Below are 24,127 nucleotides of genomic sequence, written 5' to 3' on the forward strand. Positions count from 1 at the left end.
GGGTGGGAAAAGGCGCCCTCCGAGGGGAGGGCGTGGATTCAGTCCAGCAGGGCCAGGGCCTGCTCCGCCGCGTCCCGGACGCGGGCCGGGTCCGCCGACGCCTTGCCGACGACCCGCAGGCCCTGCATCAGCACCAGCAGGGTGCGGGCCAGGGCGAGCGGATCGCGGTCGGGCGGCAGCTCGCCCTGGGCCTGGGCGCGGACCAGAGTGGTGTGCAGGACGGTCTCCAGGTGGTCCCAGTTGCGCTCGACGCGCCGGGCGGAGGCCGGATCGTGCGGGGCCAGCTCGGCCGCCGTGTTGGTGACCAGGCAGCCGCTGCGGCGCAGCTCCTCCTGGGTCGCCTCGTCCGCGTAACGGCGTACGACCGCTCGTACGGCCGGCAGTGCGGGGCCCGGCTGGGACAGCTCGCGCACGATCCGCGTGAGCCCCGCCTGCTCGTACCGGTCGAACGCCTTCAGGTACAGGTCGTGCTTGTTCCCGAAGGTCGCGTACAGGCTCGCCCTGCCGATGCCCAGGTGCTCGACCAGGTCGGCCATCGACGTCGCCTCGTAGCCGCGCCGCCAGAACAGCTCCAGGGCTGACTGCAGCGCGGCGTCCGGGTCGAATTCCTTGGTCCTGGCCACGGGAGCAGCCTAGAATCCACTGGAACGATCGGTCAAGATCTGTTGCTCTTCGCGCGCTACAGCGCCCGCACCTCGTACGTGTCCACCCGTACCGCCTCGTCCTCCAGGCACTGCCCGGTCTCCAGGTCGAAGCGCTGCTTGAGCAGCGGGGACGCCACGAACGGGCGGCCCTGGTGGGTGCCGGTCAGGCCGCGGGAGAGGACCGCCGCGCCGGTGAACGGGTCGCGGTTGTCGACGCCGTAGAGCCGGTCCTCCCGGTCCCGGAACAGCGCCACCTGGCGGCCGTCCGGCAGCAGGGCGGCGACGCCGCGGCCGGGGGCCAGCTGGTGCAGGTCGCAGACCGTGAACCAGCCCTCCTCCAGCTGGAGCTGGACCTTGAGGTCGGTCGTCTCGGGTGCCAGGGTCATCGCTGGGCGCTTCCTTCCAGTGCGTCTTCCAGGGGACGGCGGCCGATGGCGAGCAGCGGCAGGTCGGGCTTCATCTGGTCGCGCTCGGGGACGAAGGCGACGACCGGGTCCGGGGTGTCCGGCGCGTTCACGAAGGACACGAACCGGGCCAGCTTCTCGGGGTCGTTGATGGTCTCGGCCCACTCGTCCCGGTAGTACGCGACGTGCGCCGTCATCAGTTCCTCCAGCTCCGCGCAGATGCCGAGCGAGTCGTCCACCACCACGTCCCGTACGTGGTCCAGGCCGCCCGGGATCCGCTCCAGCCAGGTCGAGGTGCGCTCCAGCCGGTCCGCGGTGCGGATGTAGAACATCAGGAAGCGGTCGATCAGGCGGACCAGTTCGGCGTCGGAGAGGTCCTGGGCGAGGAGGTCCGCGTGGCGCGGGGTCGCGCCGCCGTTGCCGCCGACGTACAGGTTCCAGCCGTTGGAGGTGGCGATGACGCCGAAGTCCTTCGACTGGGCCTCCGCGCACTCGCGGGCGCAGCCGGAGACGGCGGACTTGAGCTTGTGCGGGGACCTGAGCCCGCGGTAGCGCAGCTCCAGGTCGATCGCCATGCGGACCGAGTCCTGGACGCCGTAGCGGCACCAGGTCTGGCCCACACAGGACTTCACCGTGCGCAGCGACTTGCCGTACGCGTGCCCGGACTCGAAGCCGGCATCCACCAGCCGTGCCCAGATCAGCGGGAGCTGTTCCACCCGGGCGCCGAACATGTCGATCCGCTGGCCGCCGGTGATCTTCGTGTAGAGGCCGAAGTCCCGGGCGATCTCACCGATCACGATCAGCTTCTCGGGTGCGATCTCCCCGCCGGGGATGCGCGGCACGACCGAGTACGAGCCGTTCTTCTGCAGGTTGGCGAGGAAGTGGTCGTTGGTGTCCTGGAGGGCCGCCTGCTCGCCGTCCAGGACGTAGCCGCTCGCGCCGATCGTCGGGGCGAGCGAGGCGAGGATCGAGGCCACGGCCGGCTTGCACACCTCGCAGCCGTCGCCGCCCCGGGCGCCCTCGCGGCCGTGGCGGTCCAGCAGCTCCCGGTACGAGGTGATGCGCAGGGCGAGGACGATCTCGTACAGCTCCTCGCGGGTCTGCCCGAAGCAGTCGCACAGGCCCTTGTCGACCTCGACGCCGGACGCCTCCAGCTCGGCGGTGACCAGCTGGCCGAGCACCTTCACGCAACTGCCGCAGCCGGTACCGGCCTTGGTGCACTTCTTCACCTCGGGCACGGTCGTGCAGGAGTGCTCGGTGACCGCGCCGCGGATCATGCCCTTGCTGACGTTGTGGCAGGAGCAGATGATCGCCTCGTCCGGCAGGGCGGACGGGCCGAGCTGGGCCCCCGAGCCGGCACCGGCGGGCAGGACCAGCGACTCCGGCGCGACGGGCGGCACCGAGCCGGTGAGCGCGCGCAGGGTGCCGTACGCCTCCGCGTCGCCGACCAGGACGCCGCCGAGCAGCGTGCCGTCCCGGCCGATGACCAGCTTCTTGTACAGGCCCGCGCGGGAGTCGGAGTAGACGACGTCCAGGCAGTCCTCGGCGGTGCCGTGCGCGTCGCCGAACGACGCCACGTCCACCCCGAGCAGCTTCAGCTTGGTGGACAGGTCCGCGCCGGTGAAGGACGCCTCGTCGTCGGCGATCGTGGCCGCCGCGGTCGCCGCCTGCTCGTAGCCGGGCGCGACCAGGCCGTAGACCCGGCCGTCCGCGGCCAGTGCGCACTCGCCGATCGCGAACACGTGCGGGTCGGTGACCGTACGGCACTGCTCGTCGACGGTGATGCCGCCGCGCTCGCCGACCGCCAGACCCGCGTCACGGGCCAGCTGGTCGCGCGGGCGGACACCGGCGCTGAACACCACCATGTCCACGGCCAGTTCGGAGCCGTCGGACAGCTTCATGCCGGTGACGGCACCCGCGGAGTCCGTCACGATCTCCTGTGTGCCCACGCCGGTGTGGACCGTCAGGCCCATGCCCTCGATCGTGCGCAGGAGTGCGGCGCCGCCGCCCTCGTCGACCTGGACGGGCATCAGCCGGGGCGCGAACTCCACGACGTGGGAGGTGAGTCCGAGACCCTTCAGCGCGCCGGCCGCCTCGAGCCCGAGCAGACCGCCGCCGACCACGGCGCCCACCTGGGCCCCGTTGTTCGCGTACTCCTCGATCGCCAGCAGGTCCTCGATCGTGCGGTAGACGAAGCAGCCCTCGGCGTCCTTGTTGGGGACGGGCGGCACGAAGGGGTAGGACCCGGTGGCGAGTACGAGGGTGTCGTACGCGAAGGTCAGTCCGGAGCGGGCCGTCACCGTCCTGGCGGAGCGGTCGACGCTCTCCGCCGGGTCGCCGATGTACAGCTCGATGCCGTGGTCCTTGATGAACTCCATGTCCGTCATGGAGAGGTCCTCGGGCGTCCTCCCCGAGAAGTACGAGGTCAGCTGGACGCGGTCGTACGCCGGACGCGGCTCCTCGCACAGCACGACCACGCGGTGCGTGGCGGTCAGCCCGCGCTCGGCGAGTGCTTCGAGGAAGCGCTGGCCGACCATGCCGTGGCCGACGAGCACGATCGTGGGGGTGGCCCCCGGGGTGGCGGTCATTCAGGAGCCTCCATCGTTGGTGAGCAGGTGGAGCAGGGGGCCGTCGTCGGGGAGCGGCTCTGCTCCCTCCCAGGCGCGGGCGAGCGCGCCGACGGTGCCGAGTTCGCCGACGAGGACCCCGCCGACCAGGCGGTCGTCGCGGACGACGACCTTGCGGTAGGTGCCCCGGGTGGCGTCGGTGAGCTGCACGACGTCGTCGCCGGGGCGGGCCTCGGTCTCGCCGAACGCGGCGAGGTCGAAGGGGGAGTCGGGACCCGTGAGCGTCAGCCGGGTCAGCGAACGCGTGCCGGCGTAGCGGGCGGCCGTGTCGCCCGCGAGCAGCTCGGCGAGGGTGTCGGCCTGTTCGAGGGCCGGGGCGGCGAGGCCGTAGACCGTGCCGCCGTGCTGGGCGCAGTCGCCGATGGCGTGGATGTGCGGGTCCGAGGTGCGCAGCTCGTCGTCGACGAGGACGCCCTTGTGGACGGCGAGTCCCGCCTGCTCGGCCAGACCCGTGCGCGGTCGCACCCCGCAGGCGAGGACCACGAGGTCGGCGTCGAGCGCGTAGCCGTCGGCCATTTCCACCGAGCGGACCGCGCCGCCGACCGAGCGCACGTCCCGCACCCGGCACTCGGTGTGCACCTCGACCCCCAGGTCCTTCAGGTGCCGCAGCACCAGCCGGGAGGCGTTCGGGTCGAGCTGGCGTTCCATGACCCGCTCGGCCTGCTGGGCGAGCACCACCTGCGCGCCGCGCACGGCCAGTGCGCGGGCCGCGGAGACCCCGAGCAGCCCCCCGCCGATCACGACCGCCCGTACACCCGGCCGTACCGCCTTGGACAGGCCCAGGCAGTCGTCCATCGTGCGGAACGCGTGGACGCCCTCGGGAAGTTGGTGGTCGGGGGTGAACAGGCCGCGCAGCGGCGGCAGCACCGGGTTGGAGCCGGTGGCCAGCACCAGGGTGTCGTATGCGATCGACGAACCGTCGGCGCAGTCCAGCCGCCGTGCCGTCCGGTCGATGCCCGTGACCCGGGCGCGCACCAGGCCGCCGGGTGCCGGGAGGGCGATCACCTCCGGGGCGTACCGTCCGGCCAGCACCTCGGCGAGCAGGACCCGGTTGTACGGGCGGTGCTCCTCCTCGCCGACGAGCAGCGCGGGCGTGCCCAGCTCGCCGAGCCGCCGGGCGAGCCGTACGCCCGCGAGGCCGGCGCCGATCACCACCACACGCGTATTCGAGGTCATGTATCGCAGCGTGCGTCCCCGACGTTACCCGGCCGCATCACTCCTGTTTCCCATGAGGAACGCTGCCCTCAGCGGGAGCCGTCATCGGGTGTGAGGGTCCCGGGTGTGCGCCGGGACCCACTGTGAGATGCGACTTCGCCTCGTCTCAGCGGCTGCCCGTCAGATGGGCGAAGACGACCACGTTGCCCTGGTAGCCGGTGGCTCTCGAATACCCGCCGCCGCAGGTGATGACGCGCAGCTCGGGCCGCCGGGCCGCGCCGTACACCTTCTCGTCGGGGAAGTTCCGGGCCGCGTACACCTCGACCGCGTCCACGGTGAACACGGCCACGCCGCCGTCCTTGCGGTCCACCTCGATGACGGCGCCCCGTTTGAGGGCGCCGAGGTTGTAGAAGACGGCGGGGCCCTCGGTGTTGTCGACATGGCCCGCGACGATCGCGGTGCCCGTCTCGCCGGGCGTGGTGCCGGCCTCGTACCAGCCGGCGAGGTTCTTCTGGCCGGCGGGCGGCACGTCCAGGCTTCCGGCGCGGGTGAGGGCGAGACCCATCAGCGGGGCGTTCACCCGGATCGCGGGGATGCGGATGCGGGTGGGCGGGGACGGCTCAAGGGCGGGAGCCGTGAGCCGCTCCTCGCCCGGGTCGGGCCGGCCCTCGGCGGCCGTCGGCTGTGGCGGCGCCTGCGGTCCGGTCCCGCCGCCGAGCAGCCACACCCCCGAGCCGAGGGCGACGACGGTGACCGCGGCTATGGCGGTGTCCCCGATCCTGCGCATACGAACCCTCCTCCCGGAGGCGGACCTCCGCAGCAGACCCCCGTCCCCCTCCGGGCCGCGAGGGGCTTCGGGCCCGGAGGGGGCGGGGCATGCGGTACCGGCGGACGGACAGCGGAGGGTGTCCGTCAGATCCCGTCGCCTCTCGCCCGGCGATGCAGGAGCCAGGTACCGCCCGCGGCGGCGACGGCCAGAGCCGCCACACCCGCCGTGGTCTGCACGGGGTCGGAGCCGAGTGCGCCGCCGACCCCCGTCTTCACGCTTCCTCGCGGCTGCACCTGCTCGTGCGCCGCCGCGCCCAACGCCACCACCAGGTCGCCCGTGACCTGCAGGGTGCCGTCCGCGCACTTCGCGACGATCTCGTACGTCCCCGGCTGCGCGCTCGGCGGTACCCGGAACTGGCCGATCGCCTCGCCCTCGTGCGCACTGGGCGCCAGCGTGAAGGTCCCGGCGCCGACCGCGCCCGCGTCACCGACCGCCATGCCCCTGTTCCCGCACGCCGCCGTGTTCACCGTGACCTGGCTGCCGGGCACGGTGGTGGACGGGAACATCTGCAGACTGCCGGCGGCGGAGCCGAGGGGGCGCCCCGCCGTCCGCACCGTCTCGCCGCCGTAGGCCGGTGCCGTGGCGAGGCCCGCCGCGGCCGCGGCGAGGGCGGTACCGGTCAGCAGGCGGGCGGTGCGTCGCATGGTGCTCCCCTGAACTCGTCCCACTCGTACATCCGACTCGTACAGGGGGCGCGCCCCTGCTCTTCCGAGGTAAGTGGCACTCCGCCCGGTCCGCTTCCTGAAACTTCGTCAGGAATGTGGTGAACGGGTGGCGCCCGCGGCCCCCACACGGCCTAGCGAGGCCGAGTTCCGGCAGGTCATGGGCGTGCACGAGGGTACGTACGAAAAGAACACGAATGGCACCAGGGCGGCCGATGAACGGGTGACCGGCCGAGGTCGGCCCGTGCGGCCCGACGGCCCGTCAGTTCTCGGCAGCCGTCGCCGGAGCACGGGCGAGGGAGTGGTGCGGCAACCTCCGGGGCTAACGCGGCAGTCGCAGGGACAGGCCGTCCAGGACGACGTCCAGTCCGTAGGCGAACTTGGCGTCCCGCTCCTGGGCGGGGTCCCGGGGTGCGGACGGGGCGTAGGAGGCGGCGAGGTGGGCGTGGTCGGCCGCGGCCTGCTGGGCGGCGGGCATCAGCCGGGCGACGAACTCGGCCTCCGTCTGCCCGGACCGGGCGACCGTGGTGAGCCAGGCGGCCTCGGTGGTGCTCATGCCGAGCACGTAGGCCAGCAGGGTGCTGATCGCCTGGTCGGGCTCCGGGAAGCCGGCCGCGGTGAACAGCGACGCGAGCCGCTCGGAGAACGACATCAGGTTGGGGCCCAGGTAGGCGAGGCCCGCCTGGCCCATCACCGAGGACACCCAGGGGTGCCGAAGGGCGGTCGTGCGGAAGGACTGCGCGGCCTCGGTGACGGCGGCCCGCCAGTCGGGGTCCGCGGTGGCCGGTACCCGGACCTCGGCCGCGACCTCGTCCACGGCCAGCTCCATCAGCTCGTCCTTGGTGGCCACGTGCCGGTACAGGGAGGTCGCGCCGGCGTTCAGGCGGGCGCCGAGCTTGCGCATGCTGAGCGCCTCGACGCCGTCCGCGTCCAGCATCGCGACCGCCTCGCGCACGATCGCCGCCCGGCTGAGCGAGGGCTGTTCGGGTTCGCGCCGCTCCCGGGCCCATACGGAGGGGATCGGATTCGGCTTGCTCCTGGCGGCGGCCATGGCGGGCTCCTCTGGGTGCGTACGGCGTTCGCACCCAGCGTACAGAGTTCAATGCTTGCGCACACTGTTCCGATGTGCGTACAGTGTGCGCATCGCTTGGAACGCTGTACGCATCACCGGAACGGTGTACGCAAGAGGAGAGGGAACCCCATGGAAAGCCGCAACCCCCGCCGCTGGTGGATCCTCGTCGTGCTGTGCCTGAGCACGCTGGTCCTGGTGATCGACAGCATGGCGCTCACCGTGGCGGTGCCGGTGATGACCGAGGACCTCGGCGCGAGCGCCCAGGACGTCCAGTGGATCCTCGACTCCTACGTCCTGGTCTTCGCGGGTCTGCTGCTCACCTCCGGCAGCCTCGGTGACCGCTTCGGCCGCCGGAAGGTGATGCTGATCGGCCTGCTGCTGTTCGGCGCCGCCTCACTGGCCGGCACCTTCGCGGCCGATCCGGGCCAGGTGATCGCCGTGCGCGTGGCGATGGGCGTCGGCGGGGCGCTGATCATGCCCTCCACCCTCTCCATCCTCATCACCGTCTTCGACGAGGAGGAGCGCGGCAGGGCGATGGCGGCGTGGGGCTCGGTGTCGATGCTCGGCCTGGTCGGCAGCCCGGTGCTGGGCGGTGTGCTGGTCGACCACTTCTCCTGGCACTCGATCTTCTTCCTCAACGTCCCCGTGGTCGCGCTGGCCGTCCTCGCCGGTGTGACCCTGATGCCGGAGTCGAAGGCGCCGTGGCAGAAGGCCGACCCGTTGGGCGCGGTGCTGTCCGCGGCCGGGATGACCGCTCTGGTCTGGTGGATCATCGAGATCCCGCAGCACGGTGCCTTCGGCGGCCGTTCCCTGGTCAGCCTGACCGTCGCGGTCGTCGCGCTCGCCGCCTTCGTGGTCTGGGAGAACGTGACCGAGTCCCCGATGGTCCCGCTGGTCCTCTTCAAGCACCGCAACTTCAGCGGCGGTTCGCTCTCCCTGGCCCTGGTCCAGATCGGCAACGGCGGCCTGCTGCTGGTCCTTACCCAGTACCTGCAGTTCGTCCTCGGCTACTCGCCCATCAGGGCGGGACTGGCCTTCCTGCCGCTGGCCGTGACCGCGATCATCGGCAACACGGCGGGCGTGAAGGTGGCCGCGAAGATCGGCAACCGGTTCGTGATCCTGTCCGGGATGCTGGTGATGGTCGCCTGCTTCGCCCTGCTCACCACGGTCGACGCCGGCTCCGGCTTCACCGTCCCGGCGATCGCCCTCGGACTCCTCGGCCTCGGTGCCGGTGCGGCCATGCCGGCGGCGGTCGGCGCGCTGATGGGCACCATCCCGGCGGACAAGGCGGGCGTCGGCTCGGCCCTGAACGACACCGTCCAGCAGGCCGGCACCGCCCTCGGCATCGCGATCCTCGGCTCGCTGCTCTCCAGCGGCTACACCGACCGGATGCCCGCGGACGCCCCCGCCCCGGCCCGTCAGTCCATCGCCGGAGCCGTCGCCACGGCCCGTCCGGGCCTGCTGCGCACCGCCCGCGAGGCCTTCACCTCCTCGATGTCCACCACCTTCGCGCTCAGCGCCCTCGGTGTCCTGGCGGCGGCGGTCCTGGCCACGCTGGTGATGCGGGACGACAAGCCGGAGCAGCCCGCCGAGTCCCCGGTCCGGGAGCCGGAGCCGGCCGCCTGACCGCAGCGCACACGGAAGGCCGGTGCCCCGACGGGCACCGGCCTTCCGGCCTTGTGGACGATCAGGTCACGTTGACCGCGCTCCACGCCGCGGCCACCGCGTTGTACTCCGTGCTGCCCGCGCCGTAGAGGTCCTTGGCCGCGTTCAGGGTGGCTGTCCGGGCGGCCTTGTAGTTGGTGGAGGAGGTCATGTACACCGTCAGCGCCCGGTACCAGATCTTGCCGACCTTGTCCCGGCCGATGCCGGTGACCGCCGAGCCGTTGTACGTCGGCGAGTCGTAGCTGACCCCGTTGATGGTCTTCGCGCCGCTGCCCTCGGCGAGCAGGTACGCGAAGTGGTTGGCGACGCCGGAGGAGTAGTGGACGTCGAGGTTCCCGACCGACGAACTCCAGTAGTCGGCGGAGTTCCCGTCCTTGGACGGCTTGTCCATGAAGCGCAGGGCGGGCTTGCCGAAGCCGGACTTCACGATCTTCTCGCCGATGAGGTAGTCACCGGGATCGGACGGGTTGTTGGCGTACCACTCCACCATCGTGCCGAGGATGTCCGAGGTGGCCTCGTTGAGCCCGCCGGACTCGCCCGAGTAGGTCAGCGCGGCGGTCTTCGAGGTCACGCCGTGGGACATCTCGTGCCCGGCCACGTCCAGCGCGACCAGCGGCCCGAAGGTGGTGCCGTCGCCGTCGCCGTACGTCATGCAGAAGCAGCTGTCGTCCCAGAAGGCGTTGTTGTAGTTGCTGCCGTAGTGGACGCGGTTGTACGAGCCCTTGCCGTCGCCCGCGATGCCGTTGCGGCCCTGGACGTTCTTGTAGTAGTCCCAGGTCTCGTTGGTGCCGTACTGGGCGTCGACGGCGGCCGAGGAGCGGTCGGAGGTGGCGCCCGTGCCCCAGTGGTTGTCGGCGTCCGTGAACAGGGTCGCGGGGGCCCGGCTGAAGCAGATGCCGAAGAAGCACAGGTCGGTCTTGTTCTCCGCGTCACCGGTGAAGGTGTTGCCGCGGGTCGGGTCCTTCAGCTGGTACGACGAGCCCGACTGGGTGGTCTCCAGCGGAACCGTCCCGCTGTACAGCGACTTGCCGTCACCGGTGGCCGTCTCGATGCTGTCCCAGGCGTCGATCTGGGCGCCGGTGCGGGCGTCGGTCAGCACGGTCCGGGCGACCGGGTTGCCGAGCGAGTCCTGGCCGACGGCGTTGGTCCGCCAGGCGAGCTTCGGGGCGCCGTGCAGGGCGTCGACGACCAGTTCGGGCTTGGCCTTCAGATTCTTCAGCGCGTCACCGAGGTTGGCGGCACGCAGCGCGTTCACCGCGAGGTCGGCGGCCTTGGGGCCCGACACCTTGGGGACGATCGAGGACAGCGCGATACGGCTCCTGGTCGCCCGGTCGGCGCTGCGGTACGCGCCGTTCGGAGCGAGGTGGACCACGAAGTCGCCGCCGAGCACCGGGAGTTGGTGGTAGGTGCGGTCGTAGCGGACGTGCTGGGTTCCGTTTCTGTCGACGACCACGTCCCGGACGCTGGTGTCCTCGGCCGCGGTCAGGCCCAGACTCGCGGCCTGTGCCACGAGGGCCGAGGCCGCGTTCGCGACGGCGGTGGCCCGGGTCGGCCGGCCGTCGGCCTGGGCGGCGGGGGAGAGCGCGACGGCCAGCAGGGTCGCGCTGGTGACGGCGACGCCGGCGGTGGTGAGACGACGGGTTCCTCGGACGTGCTGACGTATCCGGCTCATCTGTCTCCTTGGGGAGGCGCCTTCGAGGCGTGGGGGTGGCGCTGATGTCGACTGAGATTTAAGAGGCCATGACATGTCATGTCCATAGGGCCTTCATGGAGATGTGTGCGGAGACGAAGGGGGTACAGAATCGTTTCTGTGATCGCTTCGGACCCCCGAGACCTGCTGCCGTTCTTCGCCTACGGCACTCTTCGCCCCGGCGAGGCCAACCACGGCCTGTTCCTGCGCGGCCGCACGCGGTCCGAGGAACCCGGCCGACTCGCGGACGCGGTGCTGTACGACGGCCCCGGGTATCCGTACGCCGTCGAGGAACACGGTGGAGTCGTCCGCGGCACCCTCGTCACCGCGCTGCCCGAGGCGTACGCACGGCTGCTCGTCGAACTGGACCGGCTGGAGGAGTATGTCCCGGGCGACCCGCGCAGCCTGTACGAGCGGGTCGACCGGGACGTCGTACGCGACGACGGCACCACCGTGCGGGCCTGGGTGTACGTGGCCGCACCCCCCGTCGCCGCCCGGCTCCGCGCCCGCGGCACCCTGATCGCGGGCGGCGACTGGCCCAACCGCGTGCACTGAGGGCAAACCGCGTCCCTCCGGGGGGTATCGCCCCTACACTCCTGGTCATGACGGGGGTCGACGAGGTCAACCTGGTGATCGCGATCGCCGGTCTGATCGCCACCGTGGCGGGCACGTACTTCGCATTTCACGAGTACCGTCAGCGGCGGACGGGTGCCGGTCCGGTCCCCGGCTCCGGCGACGACGGTGGGGGAGGCAGAGTGTCCGAGCCGCTTGAGCCGCCTGAACCGCCCGAGGGGCAGGGGCCGTACGACGTCTTCGTGTCGTACACGGCCGGGGACGCCGACGCGGCCACCCTGCTGGCCGGGCAGCTGTGCGCGGCGGAGCTGGACGTGTTCCTGGTGCGCTGGGTCGAGCCGGGCCTGATCCCGCTGCTGGAGTCCGAACGGGCGCTCTCCGAGGCCAGGTGGGGCGTGCTGATGTTCGGCTCCGGCACGATGAGCGACCTCCGCGTCCGGGACGAGTACGCCGCGCTGCTCCACCGCAAGTACCAGGGTGACCTGCGATTCGTGCCGGGGCGGACCACGGACGACCCGCTCCCGCCGCTCGCCGCGATCCACCAGCCGGTCGACCTCACCCGGCCCGGCACCCCCCACTACGACCGCGAGGTCGCCCGCCTGGTCCGGGTCATCCGCAGGCCACCGGGCACGGCGGGGGCCTGAGATGGGGGTCACCCGGCCGTGGCGGCTGCCGCGGTGGACGGAGGTGCGCGAGCTGCATCAGGGGCGGTGCGGGCGGATCGCACTGGCGTGGCCGCCGCCCGAACCCGTGCGGGACGACGGCACGGCGGCCGGGCTCCCGGCCGGCGCAGGTGTGGTCGGCGCCGGTGTGGCCGGTGCCGACCACCGGCCCGCGCGGCTGGCCGTGGTGCGGTACGTGCCCGCCCGGCCGCTGATCCACCGGCCGCGGCAGGCCGCGTTCCGGGCGGACGTCGGGCGGCTGGCCGGGCTTCGGGTGCCCGAGGCGGCCGTGCCGTACCGGTTCGTCGAGGCGCCGTGGTTCCGGGCGGCGTACGGGCGGTCGGTCGTGGCCGTCGGCGGAGCGCTCGTCAGCGACGCGGTCGAAGGCGTCACCCTGGCGCGCCTGCTGGAGCGGCACGGAGCCCTGTCCGGACCCGCCGCGACGGTGGTCTTCCGCTGCGTCCTGCGGGCGCTGGCCGCAGCGCATGCACACGAGACGGCGCACGGCGACCTGCGGGCAGGCAAGGTGATGGTGGGGGCCGACGGGGCGGTGACGGTCACCGGCTTCGGGCTGGCGGCGCTGACCACCGGCGCCCCGGAACTGCGCGCGCCGGAGCTCTGGAAGGGCACCGGGATCCCGACGCACCAGGCCGACGTCTATGCCGCCGCGTGCCTGCTGTACCTCTGCCTGACCGGCCGACCGCCTTACCCCTTGCCGCAGTTGTTCAGCCTGATGGCCCGGCACACCACGGCGCCGGTGCCGCTGGCGGGGATCCCCGGGCCGCTGCGCCGGCCGCTGGCCGCCGGACTGACGAAGGACCCCGAGCTGCGCCCGCGCGCCCTCGCCCTGCTGGCCGAGACGGAGCGGACGGTGAGCCCGGACTGGGAGGAGAGGGGCAGGTCGGAGTTGGGGGCGCTCACCGCACCGATGGTCGAGCCGCTTCCGCGGACACCACCCCGGACGCCCCGGACGCCGGCGCAGACGATCCGCAGAACCGGATTAGTACGACTTAATCAACAGTCAGTGTGAAGGGGAAGTTCCGCCCCTAGCCTGGTCCTCCGACAACCGACGGCTCGGCCCGGCAGCCGTACGGCCCCATGCGGCCACGCCCAGGAGGTCCAGGCCGTTGAACGACCGGTCGAACGACGTGTTCCTCTCCTACGCGGCCGACGATGTCGCCTGGACCGAACGGTTGGCCGAAGAGCTGGTCGGGCAGGGACTGAAACCCTTCTTCGCCGAGTGGAGCATCGAGCCGAGCGAGGTGTTCGTCCACCGCCTGGACGCCGAACTGCTCGCCTCCCTGAACGGAATCGCCGTGATCAGCCCGGCCTCCGTGCGCTGCGGCCGCGCCATGGACGAGTACGCGGCGCTGGCCACCGCGTCGGCCGAGCGCGGACTGCGCTTCATCCCCGTGCTGCTCGGCCACGTCGCCGTACCGCCGTTCGCCGCGAACCGCGTCTGGCGGGACTTCAGCGACGTGACCGACGAGGAGTTCGCGGAGAAGGCGGCCGAACTCGCCGCCGTCATCGCGGGCGGCCCCGCCGGGCCCGGCACCGCGGCCGCCCGGGACAACCTCACCGTCACCCATCGCTCCCCGCCCCGCCCCGTCACCCCACCGGACCGCCCCGCCTTCGTCGTGTGCTACGCCCCCGCCGACGCCGAGTACGGCAGGGCCCTGGCCGGGCAACTGCGCGAGGAGGGGCTGCCGGTCTGGTCGGTCGGCGACCTGCGGCCCGGGGACGCGCACTTCTGGACGATCCGGCAGCAGCTGCGGCACGCCGTCGCGGTCGTCGTCGTGATGACCCCCCAGTCGCAGGACTCCGACGACATCACCCGCATGATCCTCGAAGGCCAGGTGCACGGGCGGCCGTTCGTCCCCGTCCTGCTCGACGGCGAGGTCAACTACCACCTCGCCGCCGGCTGGTACGCCGACGCCCGCGACGGCGCCCTGCTCGACGCGCCCGTCCTCGACCTGCTGCGCCGGCTCCGGGAGGACGCGACCCGGAACCGCCCGCCCCGGCTGCCCGAACCGCTTCGCACACCCCGCACCCCGGCTCCGGCCCTGCGGCTGACGTCCTCCGCCGGTCTGGAGCGGCTGCGCACCCACCTCGCCGAGGACGAGTACGAGCACGCCGACCTGCTCACCACCCGGCTCGTCATGGAGGCGGCCGGCCGGCTCACCGAGGGATGGCTGAGCGTGCGGCACGCCGCCGCCGTTCCGCACGAACTGCTGGCCGGCATCGACGCGTTATGGGCCCGTCACTCCCACGGCCGGCAGGGCTTCCGGCGCCAGCTCGGGCTCGCCCCGGCCGGCGGACGGCGCGGCCCGCGCTTCCCCGAGCTGGGCGCCGCACTGGGCTGGCGCGACACGGCCGAGTCCGCCGTGCCCCGGCTCTACCGCGACTTCGCACGGCGCGCGGAACCCGGCAGACGGGCCGGGTTCTACCCGACGCTGCGCGACCCGGGCCACGAGAACGACCCGGACTGGTACGACCGTTGGAGCTCGACCGTGCTGGGACTGCACGCACGGCTACGGGAATGGGGGACTGACCCGTGATCGTTCTGATGCTCTTGATCCCACTGGCCGTTGCCGCGGCGGTGGCCTGGAAGGGCCGCGTCGTGGTGCACGCCGACCACGTCGGGATCATCACCCGGCGGTATGTCCGCCCGCATACGGACCGCGCCTTCCGGCACGTCAACCCGGAGAACGCGCGCGGAGTGCTGGCCCGCACGCTGCTCCCCGGCACCCACTGGATGTGGCCGGTGATCAACTCGGTGGACTGCGTGCCCAGGGTGCATGTGCCGCCGGACATGATCGGCGTCGTGACGGCCCTGGAAGGACACAGCCGGTCCGGCCGGGGCAGGCTGGCGCGGCACGTCGACTGCGACGACTTCCAGGACGGCGAGCAGTTCCTGCTCGGCGACGGCAAGCGGAAGGGGGAACAGGGCGTCCAGGTGACGACCTTGGCCGGCGGTCAGTCGTACTACATCAACCCCCGGCTGTTCCGTGTCGAGATGAGGCCGCGCACCTATGTGCCGCCGGGCACGATCGGCGTGGTCCAGGCCCGGGAGGGCGGCGTCCGGCCGCCGGACCGGAGGTTCGGCCGGCACGTCGAGTGCGACAGCTTCCAGGACGGCGAGGCCTTCCTCGCGGGCGACGGCGAGCAGGGCCGGCAACTGGCCATCCTCGGCGGCGGTGCGTACTACGACATCAACCCGGAACTCTTCGACGTCATCACGGTCGACAACGTGACCGACTCCCGCGACGGACTGACCGAGGCGCACCTCCGGGAGGTCTCCATCGAGGAGGACTACACCGGGGTGGTCATCACGCTGGACGGAGCCGAGTCCGAACGGGACCTGGACGGTGCCGTGGCACCGCGGGTGGCCGGGCACAGCAGCTTCCGGCTGCCCTGGGTCTTCCTGGCGAACGGCGGGCAGCGCGGCGTACAGGAGGAGACGCTCGGCAAGGGCCCCTCCTACGCGCTCAACCCCTGGTTCGTACGCGTGATGGTGATCCCGACCCGGGTGCTGATCCTCAAGTGGCACAACAAGCAGACGTCCGAGGCCGACAACTACGACGCGGACCTCGGGCAGATCACCGTCAAGGTCCAGGGCCGCTTCGAGCTGTCCGTGGACCTCTGGCAGAACCTCCAGATCCCACAACAGGTGGCGCCGACGCTGGTCAGCCAGTTCGGCGGCGCAAGCACCGCCGGACTGGGCGGCCTCGTCGACGACCCGGCCCCCATGAAGCGGTTCGTGCGGGACGTGCTCGGGGTGGCCGTCACCGGGTACTTCAACGAGATCGCCATGACGAACTCCGTCTTCGAGTTTCTCGACAGCTACGAGGACGTCCGCAAGAACCTCACCGACCGGGTCAAGCACGCGCTGGGCAAGTGGGGCGTGGAGACACTGGAGACCAACCTCGGCGACTTCGAGCCCACCGATCCGTCCATGCTCGACGCCCTCAAGGCGGAGCTCATGGAGGAGATGCGGGGCAAGAAACTCGATGAGGCGGTCAAGAACGCCGAGCGGGAGGACGCCATCGACCAGTACATGGCGCGTGCGGAGGCCCGCCGTGCCGGACTCGAGCTCAAGGCGGAGGTGGAAGCGCTGGGCCAGGACAACGTGGCGATGATCCGCATCGTCCGTGAGTTCGCCGGCTTCGACGTCCCGAAGTACATCGGCGGCGGCGGTGACATCTCGGCCTACCTCTCGACGCTGCCCCTGCCCGCGGTGCAGGACCTCCTGGCCCGGTTGCGGCAGCTGCGCACGGACCAGCAGCTCACCCCGGGACCGGGACGGCAGGAACTGACCCAGGCCGTACGGGGGGACACCGGGGGCTCCGGCGGCGGGGACGACGACGCCGATGTGACGGCGGTGGAGGACGCGACGGAGGACGCCTTCGGTACCACGACCGCGGTCGAGGGCGAGGTGCCGTCGGCCCGTAAACCGGACGAGGGGCGCTGAGCCGGTGGCCGTGGTCGTCAGCTCAGCAGTGTGATCCCCTCGGGCACCTCGATCCCGAACTCCTCCTCCACCACGCGCCGCGCCTCCGTCTCCTCCGTCAGCTTGCGCTCGGTCACCGTGCCGTCGGCACGGGACTCGACCAACCGCGCGCCGTCGAGGGAGAGGTGCCGTTCCGGGGTGGTCCGCTGGAGGTAGGGGCGCCGGGTGAAGGGGGAGCGGGGGTTGGTGCCGACGTGCCAGTTGAACACCTCGAAGTCGGGCGCGGCGAACGGCTCCAGCGTGAACGCGTACTGGCTCACCCAGTCCCGCGCCTCCCGCTCGTACGCCTGCAGCGCCCACAGGTCGAGCGGCCCGCCGTGCGGCAGGTGCACGAACCGGTGCCGGCGCCCCGCGCCCTCGAACTCCCCGCCGACCCGCAGCGGAACCGGCTGGAGCAGCGCCCCGGCCGCGCCGAAGCCCACGTCGGCCAGGTACGGCTGAGGATCACCCGGCACCGCCACCCGCAGCATCATGTGCGTCCGCGGACGGCTCTCCACCGTCTCGGCACCCAGCACGACCCGGCCCGCCAGCGGGGTCACCCCGAAGCCCAGCGCGTCCAGGGCCAGCCACAGCAGGGTGTTGTGCTCGTAGCAGTAGCCGCCCCGGCGACCGCGGACCAGCTTGGCCATCAGGTCGGCCGGGGCGAGCGACGGGGCCCTGCCGGACACGGGTTCCAGGTTCTCGAAGGGGAGCGACAGGGCGTGCGCCAGATGCACACCCCGCAGGGTCGACAGATCGGCCCGCCTGCCGCCCTCCCACCCGATGCGCTCCAGGTAGGCGCCGAGGTCGGACTCTGTGATATCGGACATAGGGCGAACCTACGCCGGCCTGCCCTCCACCACCGCGTCCCACGGACGGAACCGGACTACTCCTGTGGTCCTAGGGCTTCCACCCGCACCGCGCACGTCTTGAACTCCGGCATCTTCGAGGTCGGGTCCAGGGCGGGGTTCGTGAGGGTGTTGGCGCGGCCCTCGCCGGGCCAGTGGAAGGGCATGAAGACGGTGTCGGGGCGGATGGCGGTGGTGATCCGCGCGGGCGCCACGGCCCGGCCGCGCCGGGAGACGACCGCGACCGGGTCGCCCTCGGCCGCCCCGAGCCGGGCCGCGAGCCGCGGGTGCACTTCCACGAACGGGCCGGGCGCGGCCGCGTTCAGCTCCGCCACCCGCCGCGTCTGCGCCCCCGACTGGTACTGCGACACCACCCGGCCGGTCGTCAGCAGCAGCGGATAGTCCGCATCCGGCTCCTCGGCACTGGCCCGATGGGTCACCGCCGCGAACCGGGCCCGGCCGTCGGCGGTGGCGAACCGGTCGAGGAAGAGGCGGGGGGTGCCGGGGTGTACGGCGGTCCCGGCGTCCTGGGCCGGATCGTCGGGGAGCGAGTCGAGCACCGCGTCCTCGCCGTCCTCCTCGGCCCCGCCCACGGCCGCCGGACACGGCCAGAACACCCCGCTCTCCTCCGCCAGCCGCCGGTAGGTGATCCCCGAGTAGTCCGCCGGGCCGCCGGCGCTGGCCCGGCGCAGTTCGTCGAAGACCTCCTCGGGGTCGGTCGGGAAGCCCTTCTCCACGCCCAGCCGGGCGGCCAGCTCGTGGAGGACGTACAGGTCGCTGCGGACGCCCGAAGGCGGGGCGATCGCCTGCCGGCGCAGCAGGACCCTGCCCTCCAGGCTGGTCGTCGTGCCCGACTCCTCGGCCCACTGGGTGACGGGCAGCACGACGTCCGCCAGCTCCGCCGTCTCCGAGAGGACGACATCGCACACGGCCAGGAAGTCCAGCGAGCGCAGCCGCTCCTCGATGTGGGCCGCGCGCGGCGCCGACACCACCGGGTTGGACCCCATCAGCAGCAGCGAGCGGATGTCCGTGCCGAGCGCGTCCAGCAGCTCGTACGCGCTGCGCCCCGGCCCGGGCAGCGCGTCGGGGTCCACGCCCCACACCTCGGCCACGTGCCGCCGCGCCGCCGGGTCGTCCAGCTTGCGGTAGCCGGGCAGCTGGTCCGCCTTCTGCCCGTGTTCCCGGCCGCCCTGCCCGTTGCCCTGCCCGGTCAGGCAGCCGTACCCGGACAGCGGTCGGCCCGCGCGGCCGGTCGCCAGGCACAGGTTGATCCACGCGCCCACCGTGTCCGTCCCCTTGGACTGCTGTTCCGGTCCGCGCGCCGTCAGCACCATGGCCGACTCCGGCTCGCAGAACAGCCGTACCGCGTCCCGCAGCTGCGGTACGGACACCCCCGTGATCCGTTCCACGTACTCCGGCCAGTGCGCCATCGCCGCAGCCCGGGCCTCCTCCCAGCCGGCCGTGCGCTCCCGTATGTAGTCCTCGTCGGTCCGGCCCTCGGCCACCACCAGGTGCAGCAGGCCCAGCGCGAGCGCCAGATCGGTCCCCGGGCGGGGCGCCAGGTGCAGGTCCGCCTGCTCGGCGGTCTTCGTACGGCGCGGGTCGACGACGATCAGCGTGCCGCCGTTCTCCCGCAGCTCGCTGAAGAAGCGCAGCGACGGCGGCATGGTCTCGGCGAGGTTGGAGCCGACCAGGATCACGCAGCCCGTGCGCGGGATGTCCTCCAGCGGGAACGGCAGCCCCCGGTCCAGACCGAACGCCTTCGTGCCGGCGGCCGCCGCGGACGACATGCAGAAGCGGCCGTTGTAGTCGATCTGCGAGGTGCCCAGCACCACCCGCGCGAACTTGCCGAGCGTGTACGCCTTCTCGTTCGTCAGCCCGCCCCCGCCGAACACCCCCAGCGCGTCGGGCCCGTACCGCTCCCGTGTCCGCCCGAGCCGCTCGGCGACCAGGTCCAGTGCCTCGGCCCAGGAGGCGGGCACCAGCCGGTCGCCGGACCGCACCAGCGGCGAGGTCAGCCGCACCGCCGACGACAGCACCTCGGGCGCCGTCCGCCCCTTGCCGCACAGCGCACCCCGGTTCACCGGGAAGTCGGGCCGCTCGGTCACCTCGACGCCCCCCTGCGGCAGGGGCGTGATGTTCATCCCGCACTGCAGGGCGCAGTACGGGCAGTGGGTGGGCGTCGAGGTGGTCTCCATACCGACCAGCGTGCTTCGGGCGTGTTACGACCCGTGTCGGCTCCTTGTTACACGGCCGGGAAGCCGACCTCCCCGCCGCCGTCCGACCGCCGTGAGGCGACGGTCACCGCCCCGCGGCGAGCGCCCGCGCCACGCCGGGCTCCTTCGGCCCGAGGAACGTCGGATCCGGACGGAACACCGCGTCCAGTGCCGCCTTGCCCGCCGCGAACACCTCGCGCGTGCCGCCGTAGTACCAGGTCGCGTCGTGCTTGGCGTCGACGCCGACCCCGTACGACTCCACGCCCGCCGCCCGGCACAGCGCCACCGCCCGCCGGATGTGGAAGCCCTGGCTGATCAGCACCGCACGCTTCACCCCGAAGATCTTCCTGGCCCGCACACACGAGTCCCAGGTGTCGAAACCGGCGTAGTCGCTGACGATCCGCGTGTCCGGCACCCCGTGCTCGACGAGGTAGGCGCGCATGGCGTCCGGCTCGTCGTAGTCCTTGCGGCTGTTGTCCCCGGTGACCAGCACGACCTTGATCCGACCGGCCCGGTACAGCTTCGCCGCCGCGTCCAGCCGGTGCGCGAGATACGGCGACGGCTCCCCGTCCCACAGCCCGGCCCCGAACACGACGGCGACATCGGTGTGCGGCGCGTCGGCCGTCGTCCGCAACCGGTCGGCCGTCGACACGAACAGCCAGGTGGCCGGCAGCAGCGCCAGCACACACCCGGCCATCACGGCCTGCACCAGCCGCCGCTGCCCCCTGCGGGTGCGCGGCAGCCGCGGACGACGGATCTTCATACGGTCCCCCATGGATCGGTTCCGACCTTGGAGGACGCGAGGGAGACCTGTCCGGTTCGCCTCACACTCCGTGTCCGCCCGCCGTGATGGTACGGAAAATACCCGTGACGGCCCGGCAACGGCGGCGCAACCTCCCCCCGCCAGGATCCTTCCATGACGGCGTCGAACCCTCCTCGCGACGAGTCCCTCAGCCACCTCGACAGCACGGCGCACCTCATGAACAGCATCAGTACCCAGCTCGCCGACCGGCTCCGGCTCGTCTCGCCGAGCGGACGCCGCCGCCCGGCCCCGCCCGCCCTGGTCCTGGTCGCCCACGGCAGCCGCGACCCACGCGCGCTGCACACCGTCCGGGCCCTGATGGACCGGGTCCGCGAGCTGCGCCCCGGCCTCCCCCTCCACCTGGGCCACATCGAGCTGAACGAGCCCCTGCTCCCGGACACCCTCGCCGCCCTCGGCGACACCTCCGTCGTCCTCGTCCCGCTGCTCCTCGGCCGCGGCTACCACGTCAAGCAGGACATCCCCGAGATGGCCGCCGCCGCGTCCGCCCGCACCCGCCTGGCCGCACCGCTCGGCCCGCACCCGCTGCTCGTGGAGACCCTGCACGCCCGCCTGGTCGAGGCCGGCTGGCACACGACCATGGACGACGCCACCCGCCGCACGAGCGCGGTCATCCTGGCCGGGGCGGGCTCCCGCGACCCCGACTCGGCCACCGACACCCGCCGCACGGCCCGCCTCCTGGCCGCACGCCTGGGCGTCCCGGTGGTTCCGGCATACGCCTCGGCGGCAACGCCGACGGTTCCGGCGGCTCTGCAGGCCCTTGCGGCGAGTGGCCGCGACCGAGTGGCGGTCGCCTCGTACTTCACGGCCCCTGGCCGCTTCGCGACACAGTGCGCGGAGCAGGCCCCGTGGATCGCATCCGCTCCCCTGGGAGCCCACGAGGCGATGGCCCGCCTGATCCTTCACCGCTACGACCAGAACTTGGCAACACGGTCCACCGAGGCTGCCTAGGGGCGCAGGGCTGTATCGACATGCGGCTCCGCCGCGTGGGCGAGACAAGCCACAACGCTTCCGCACCCGGCACGCACCCCGACTCGGCAGGCGACTTGGCGCACCGCCACCCCCCGATTGTCACTGCCGACCCGTACTGTCGAATCATGGAAGGCACCGCAGGTACCGAGAACGCCTACGACCCGGCGTCAGCCGAACGCTGGGCACCCGAACCGGACAAACGCCCGGGCCGCACCGCCTTCCAGCGCGACCGCGCCCGCATCCTGCATTCCGCGGCGCTGCGACGCCTCGCGGGAAAGACCCAGGTGGTCACCCCAGGGACCCGCAGCCAGGCCTGGGACGCCAGCCCCCGCACCCGCCTGACCCACTCCCTGGAGTGCGCCCAGGTCGGCCGCGAACTGGGCGCAGCCCTCGGCTGCGACCCCGACCTGGTGGAAGCGGCCTGTCTCTCCCACGACCTCGGCCACCCGCCCTTCGGCCACAACGGCGAACAGGCGCTGAACGAGTTCGCCGACGACTGCGGCGGCTTCGAGGGCAACGCCCAGTCCCTCAGGCTCCTCACCCGCATCGAGCCCAAGCGCTTCACCCCCGAGGGCTCCGTAGGCCTCAATCTCACCCGCGCCGCCCTGGACGCCGCCACCAAGTACCCCTGGCCGCGCGGCGACCACCCCACCGACCCGGCGTCCTCGAAGTTCGGTGTGTACGAGGACGACCGCCCGGTGTTCGACTGGGTCCGCAAGACCGCCCCCGGCACCCGCACCTGCTTCGAGGCCCAGGTCATGGACTGGTCGGACGACGTGGCCTACTCGGTGCACGACGTCGAGGACGGCCTGCACGCCGGGCACATCGACCCCAACTGCCTGCACGCCGACCCCGAGCGGCAGGCGGTGTTCGAGGTCGCCGTCGGGCGGTACGTCCCGGCGGACACCGACCCGGCCGAACTCGCCGCCGCCCTCGACCGCCTCCAGGACCAGGAGTGGTGGCCGCACGGCTACGACGGCACGGCGGTCGCCCAGGCCCGCCTCAAGGACGCCACCAGCCAGCTCATCGGCCGGTTCTGCCTGGCCGCCGAGGTCGGCACCCGCGCCGCGTACGGCAGCGGCCGGCTCACCCGCTACGACGCCGAACTCGTCGTACCCCGCGAGACACGCATGGAGTGCGCGGTGCTCAAGGCGGTCGCCGACCGGTACGTCATGCAGCGCGCCGAGCAGGAACGGCTGCGCGCCGACCAGCGGGTGGTCGTCGCCGAGCTGGCCGAGGCGCTCACCGCCCGGGCGCCGGACGGTCTGGAACCGCAGTTTCGGGCGCTGTTCGAGGAGGCACCCGACGACAACGCCCGCAAGCGGGTGATCGTCGACCAGATCGCCTCGTTGACCGATGCCTCCGCCCGCTCGCTGCACGCGAGACTGACGGGGCATATGTGAAAGGAAAGTGACCCTGGGTGGCCTGATCGGGTCACTCCCTCTTCCCGCATCACGCTGCGTGCGGGACGCTCGCATGTGGCGGCACCCTTAAGAGGAGGCATCAAGTGGTCGACGCGGATCAGACATTCGTCATCGTCGGAGGCGGTCTCGCCGGCGCGAAGGCGGCCGAGACGCTCCGGGCGGAGGGCTTCACCGGGCGGGTGATACTGATCTGCGACGAGCGCGACCACCCGTACGAGCGCCCGCCGCTCTCCAAGGGGTACCTGCTCGGCAAGGAGGAGCGCGACAGCGTCTTCGTGCACGAGCCCGCCTGGTACGCGCAGAACGACATCGAGCTGCACCTCGGCCAGACCGTCGACCGGATCGACCGTGCCGCGAGGACCGTGCGCTTCGGCGACGACGGCACCCTCGTCCACTACGACAAGCTCCTCCTGGCCACCGGCGCGGAGCCCCGCCGCCTGGACATCCCCGGCACCGACCTGGCGGGCGTCCACCATCTGCGCCGCCTCGCCCACGCCGAGCGTCTCAAGGGCGTCCTCACCTCCCTCGGCCGGGACAACGGCCACCTGGTGATCGCGGGCGCCGGCTGGATCGGCCTGGAGGTCGCGGCCGCGGCCCGCGAGTACGGCGCCGAGGTCACCGTCATCGAGCCGCTGCCCACCCCGCTGCACGGCGTCCTCGGCCCGGAGCTCGGCAACGTCTTCGGCGAGCTGCACCGCGAGCACGGCGTCCGCTTCTCCTTCGGTACCCGGCTCACCGAGATCGTCGGCCAGGACGGCATGGTTCTCGCGGTGCGCACGGACGACGGCGAGGAGCACCCGGCGCACGCCGTCCTCGCCGCCATCGGCGCGGCCCCCCGCATCGGCCTCGCGGAGGCGTCCGGACTGGAGATCGCCGGCCGGGTGCACGGCGGCGGCGTCGCGGTCGACGAGCGGCTGCGCACCTCCGACCCCGACATCCACGCGGCCGGCGACGTCGCCTCCTTCCCGCTCGCCCTCTTCGACACGCGGATCAGGGTGGAGCACTGGGCGAACGCCCTGAACGGCGGCCCGGCGGCGGCCCGCGCCATGCTCGGCAGGGACCTCACCTACGACCGCGTGCCCTACTTCTTCACCGACCAGTACGACCTGGGGATGGAGTACAGCGGATGGGCGCCCCCGGGGTCGTACGACGAGGTGGTGATCCGGGGTGACGCGGGCAAGCGGGAGTTCATCGCGTTCTGGGTGAAGGAGGGGAGGGTCCTGGCCGGGATGAACGTGAATGTGTGGGACGTCACAGAGCCGATCCAGCAGCTGATCCGCTCCCGGACCCCGGTGAACACGGAGGCCCTGGCGGACCCGCACGTACCTCTGGAGAGCCTCGTCTCCTGAGCACCGGGACTGTCGGTTCGGCCCCG

General features: G+C 72.4%; 20 protein-coding genes. 9 read left to right on the forward strand and 11 right to left on the reverse strand.

Annotated features, from left to right (window positions below; genetic code table 11):
* Positions 1-38: 38 nt before the first annotated feature.
* The 7 genes from ABZ471_RS05720 to ABZ471_RS05750 all read right to left on the reverse strand — a co-directional run bounded on the left by ABZ471_RS05720 (position 39) and on the right by ABZ471_RS05750 (position 7,372).
* Positions 39-623 carry a TetR/AcrR family transcriptional regulator gene (locus ABZ471_RS05720; protein WP_359062792.1) on the reverse strand — a complete coding sequence of 195 codons (585 nt, stop codon included), beginning with the start codon at positions 621-623 and terminating at the stop codon, positions 39-41.
* 56 nt (positions 624-679) lie between these two features.
* Positions 680-1,030, reverse strand: coding sequence for a nitrite reductase small subunit NirD (gene nirD / locus ABZ471_RS05725; RefSeq protein ID WP_359062794.1), 351 nt, complete (start codon positions 1,028-1,030; stop codon positions 680-682).
* A complete protein-coding gene (nirB, locus tag ABZ471_RS05730) occupies positions 1,027-3,636 on the reverse strand; it encodes a nitrite reductase large subunit NirB (protein ID WP_359062796.1) in 2,610 nt (869 codons plus the stop codon). Before nirB ends, nirD begins: the two co-directional genes overlap by 4 nt.
* Positions 3,637-4,851, reverse strand: a complete 1,215-nt coding sequence (locus ABZ471_RS05735; protein WP_359062798.1) for an FAD-dependent oxidoreductase — start codon at positions 4,849-4,851, stop codon at positions 3,637-3,639.
* Positions 4,852-4,996: 145 nt separating this feature from the next.
* Complete coding sequence (locus ABZ471_RS05740) at positions 4,997-5,617, reverse strand: class F sortase (RefSeq protein WP_359062800.1); 621 nt, start codon at positions 5,615-5,617, stop codon at positions 4,997-4,999.
* A gap of 125 nt (positions 5,618-5,742) precedes the next feature.
* Positions 5,743-6,303 carry a hypothetical protein gene (locus ABZ471_RS05745; protein WP_359062802.1) on the reverse strand — a complete coding sequence of 187 codons (561 nt, stop codon included), beginning with the start codon at positions 6,301-6,303 and terminating at the stop codon, positions 5,743-5,745.
* A gap of 340 nt (positions 6,304-6,643) precedes the next feature.
* A complete protein-coding gene (locus ABZ471_RS05750; RefSeq protein ID WP_359062804.1) occupies positions 6,644-7,372 on the reverse strand; it encodes a TetR/AcrR family transcriptional regulator C-terminal domain-containing protein in 729 nt (242 codons plus the stop codon).
* Between the two features lie 150 nt (positions 7,373-7,522).
* Between ABZ471_RS05750 and ABZ471_RS05755 the strand changes: the two genes are divergently transcribed.
* Positions 7,523-9,019, forward strand: a complete 1,497-nt coding sequence (locus tag ABZ471_RS05755) for an MFS transporter (RefSeq protein WP_359062806.1) — start codon at positions 7,523-7,525, stop codon at positions 9,017-9,019.
* Positions 9,020-9,080: 61 nt separating this feature from the next.
* On the opposite strand, the gene ABZ471_RS05760 is transcribed toward ABZ471_RS05755, so the two are convergent.
* The gene (locus ABZ471_RS05760; RefSeq protein ID WP_359062808.1) at positions 9,081-10,730 is read right to left on the reverse strand and encodes a M4 family metallopeptidase; all 1,650 of its coding nucleotides are present in this window, start codon (positions 10,728-10,730) and stop codon (positions 9,081-9,083) included.
* A 138-nt stretch (positions 10,731-10,868) separates the two neighbouring features.
* Here ABZ471_RS05760 and ABZ471_RS05765 point away from each other — a divergent pair, with 138 nt between their 5' ends.
* The 5 genes from ABZ471_RS05765 (at position 10,869) to ABZ471_RS05785 (ending at position 16,454) form a co-directional block, all read left to right on the forward strand.
* Positions 10,869-11,303 (forward strand): gamma-glutamylcyclotransferase family protein, encoded by a 435-nt coding sequence (locus ABZ471_RS05765; RefSeq protein ID WP_359062810.1) that lies wholly within the window; start codon positions 10,869-10,871, stop codon positions 11,301-11,303.
* Between the two features lie 47 nt (positions 11,304-11,350).
* The gene (locus ABZ471_RS05770; RefSeq protein ID WP_359062812.1) at positions 11,351-11,965 is read left to right on the forward strand and encodes a toll/interleukin-1 receptor domain-containing protein; all 615 of its coding nucleotides are present in this window, start codon (positions 11,351-11,353) and stop codon (positions 11,963-11,965) included.
* Between the two features lies 1 nt (position 11,966).
* Complete coding sequence (locus ABZ471_RS05775; RefSeq protein WP_359062814.1) at positions 11,967-13,013, forward strand: hypothetical protein; 1,047 nt, start codon at positions 11,967-11,969, stop codon at positions 13,011-13,013.
* 97 nt (positions 13,014-13,110) lie between these two features.
* Positions 13,111-14,541: a TIR domain-containing protein gene (locus ABZ471_RS05780; RefSeq protein WP_359062816.1), complete on the forward strand. Its 1,431-nt coding sequence runs from the start codon at positions 13,111-13,113 to the stop codon at positions 14,539-14,541.
* Between the two features lie 8 nt (positions 14,542-14,549).
* A complete protein-coding gene (locus tag ABZ471_RS05785) occupies positions 14,550-16,454 on the forward strand; it encodes an SPFH domain-containing protein (RefSeq protein ID WP_359062818.1) in 1,905 nt (634 codons plus the stop codon).
* A gap of 17 nt (positions 16,455-16,471) precedes the next feature.
* Here the strand turns inward: ABZ471_RS05785 and ABZ471_RS05790 are convergent, their stop codons facing one another.
* The 3 genes from ABZ471_RS05790 to ABZ471_RS05800 form a co-directional block, all read right to left on the reverse strand.
* Positions 16,472-17,302: an arylamine N-acetyltransferase gene (locus ABZ471_RS05790; RefSeq protein ID WP_359062820.1), complete on the reverse strand. Its 831-nt coding sequence runs from the start codon at positions 17,300-17,302 to the stop codon at positions 16,472-16,474.
* A gap of 56 nt (positions 17,303-17,358) precedes the next feature.
* Entirely contained in the window at positions 17,359-19,518 is a 2,160-nt protein-coding gene (locus ABZ471_RS05795; protein ID WP_359062822.1) for a molybdopterin oxidoreductase family protein, read from the reverse strand.
* Between the two features lie 103 nt (positions 19,519-19,621).
* Positions 19,622-20,299: an ElyC/SanA/YdcF family protein gene (locus tag ABZ471_RS05800; protein ID WP_359062824.1), complete on the reverse strand. Its 678-nt coding sequence runs from the start codon at positions 20,297-20,299 to the stop codon at positions 19,622-19,624.
* A gap of 153 nt (positions 20,300-20,452) precedes the next feature.
* Between ABZ471_RS05800 and ABZ471_RS05805 the strand changes: the two genes are divergently transcribed.
* The 3 genes from ABZ471_RS05805 (at position 20,453) to ABZ471_RS05815 (ending at position 24,101) form a co-directional block, all read left to right on the forward strand.
* The gene (locus ABZ471_RS05805; protein ID WP_359062826.1) at positions 20,453-21,307 is read left to right on the forward strand and encodes a sirohydrochlorin chelatase; all 855 of its coding nucleotides are present in this window, start codon (positions 20,453-20,455) and stop codon (positions 21,305-21,307) included.
* A gap of 146 nt (positions 21,308-21,453) precedes the next feature.
* Entirely contained in the window at positions 21,454-22,731 is a 1,278-nt protein-coding gene (locus tag ABZ471_RS05810; RefSeq protein ID WP_359062828.1) for a deoxyguanosinetriphosphate triphosphohydrolase, read from the forward strand.
* Positions 22,732-22,835: 104 nt separating this feature from the next.
* Positions 22,836-24,101 carry an FAD-dependent oxidoreductase gene (locus ABZ471_RS05815; RefSeq protein ID WP_359062830.1) on the forward strand — a complete coding sequence of 422 codons (1,266 nt, stop codon included), beginning with the start codon at positions 22,836-22,838 and terminating at the stop codon, positions 24,099-24,101.
* Positions 24,102-24,127 lie beyond the last annotated feature (26 nt).

The organism is Streptomyces sp. NPDC005728 (genome assembly GCF_040630895.1).
Lineage (GTDB): Bacteria > Actinomycetota > Actinomycetes > Streptomycetales > Streptomycetaceae > Streptomyces.

Bases quoted from the DNA above. Each gene is read 5' to 3' on its own strand.
- ABZ471_RS05755 (WP_359062806.1), top strand. From the start codon at position 7,523: ATGGAAAGCCGCAACCCCCGCCGCTGGTGGATCCTCGTCGTGCTGTGC.
- ABZ471_RS05790 (WP_359062820.1), bottom strand. From the start codon at position 17,302: ATGTCCGATATCACAGAGTCCGACCTCGGCGCCTACCTGGAGCGCATC.
- nirD (WP_359062794.1), bottom strand. From the start codon at position 1,030: ATGACCCTGGCACCCGAGACGACCGACCTCAAGGTCCAGCTCCAGCTG.
- ABZ471_RS05745 (WP_359062802.1), bottom strand. From the start codon at position 6,303: ATGCGACGCACCGCCCGCCTGCTGACCGGTACCGCCCTCGCCGCGGCC.
- ABZ471_RS05800 (WP_359062824.1), bottom strand. From the start codon at position 20,299: ATGAAGATCCGTCGTCCGCGGCTGCCGCGCACCCGCAGGGGGCAGCGG.
- ABZ471_RS05785 (WP_359062818.1), top strand. From the start codon at position 14,550: ATGCTCTTGATCCCACTGGCCGTTGCCGCGGCGGTGGCCTGGAAGGGC.
- ABZ471_RS05795 (WP_359062822.1), bottom strand. From the start codon at position 19,518: ATGGAGACCACCTCGACGCCCACCCACTGCCCGTACTGCGCCCTGCAG.
- ABZ471_RS05775 (WP_359062814.1), top strand. From the start codon at position 11,967: ATGGGGGTCACCCGGCCGTGGCGGCTGCCGCGGTGGACGGAGGTGCGC.
- ABZ471_RS05740 (WP_359062800.1), bottom strand. From the start codon at position 5,617: ATGCGCAGGATCGGGGACACCGCCATAGCCGCGGTCACCGTCGTCGCC.
- ABZ471_RS05750 (WP_359062804.1), bottom strand. From the start codon at position 7,372: ATGGCCGCCGCCAGGAGCAAGCCGAATCCGATCCCCTCCGTATGGGCC.
- ABZ471_RS05735 (WP_359062798.1), bottom strand. From the start codon at position 4,851: ATGACCTCGAATACGCGTGTGGTGGTGATCGGCGCCGGCCTCGCGGGC.
- ABZ471_RS05810 (WP_359062828.1), top strand. From the start codon at position 21,454: ATGGAAGGCACCGCAGGTACCGAGAACGCCTACGACCCGGCGTCAGCC.
- ABZ471_RS05760 (WP_359062808.1), bottom strand. From the start codon at position 10,730: ATGAGCCGGATACGTCAGCACGTCCGAGGAACCCGTCGTCTCACCACC.
- ABZ471_RS05805 (WP_359062826.1), top strand. From the start codon at position 20,453: ATGACGGCGTCGAACCCTCCTCGCGACGAGTCCCTCAGCCACCTCGAC.
- ABZ471_RS05770 (WP_359062812.1), top strand. From the start codon at position 11,351: ATGACGGGGGTCGACGAGGTCAACCTGGTGATCGCGATCGCCGGTCTG.
- nirB (WP_359062796.1), bottom strand. From the start codon at position 3,636: ATGACCGCCACCCCGGGGGCCACCCCCACGATCGTGCTCGTCGGCCAC.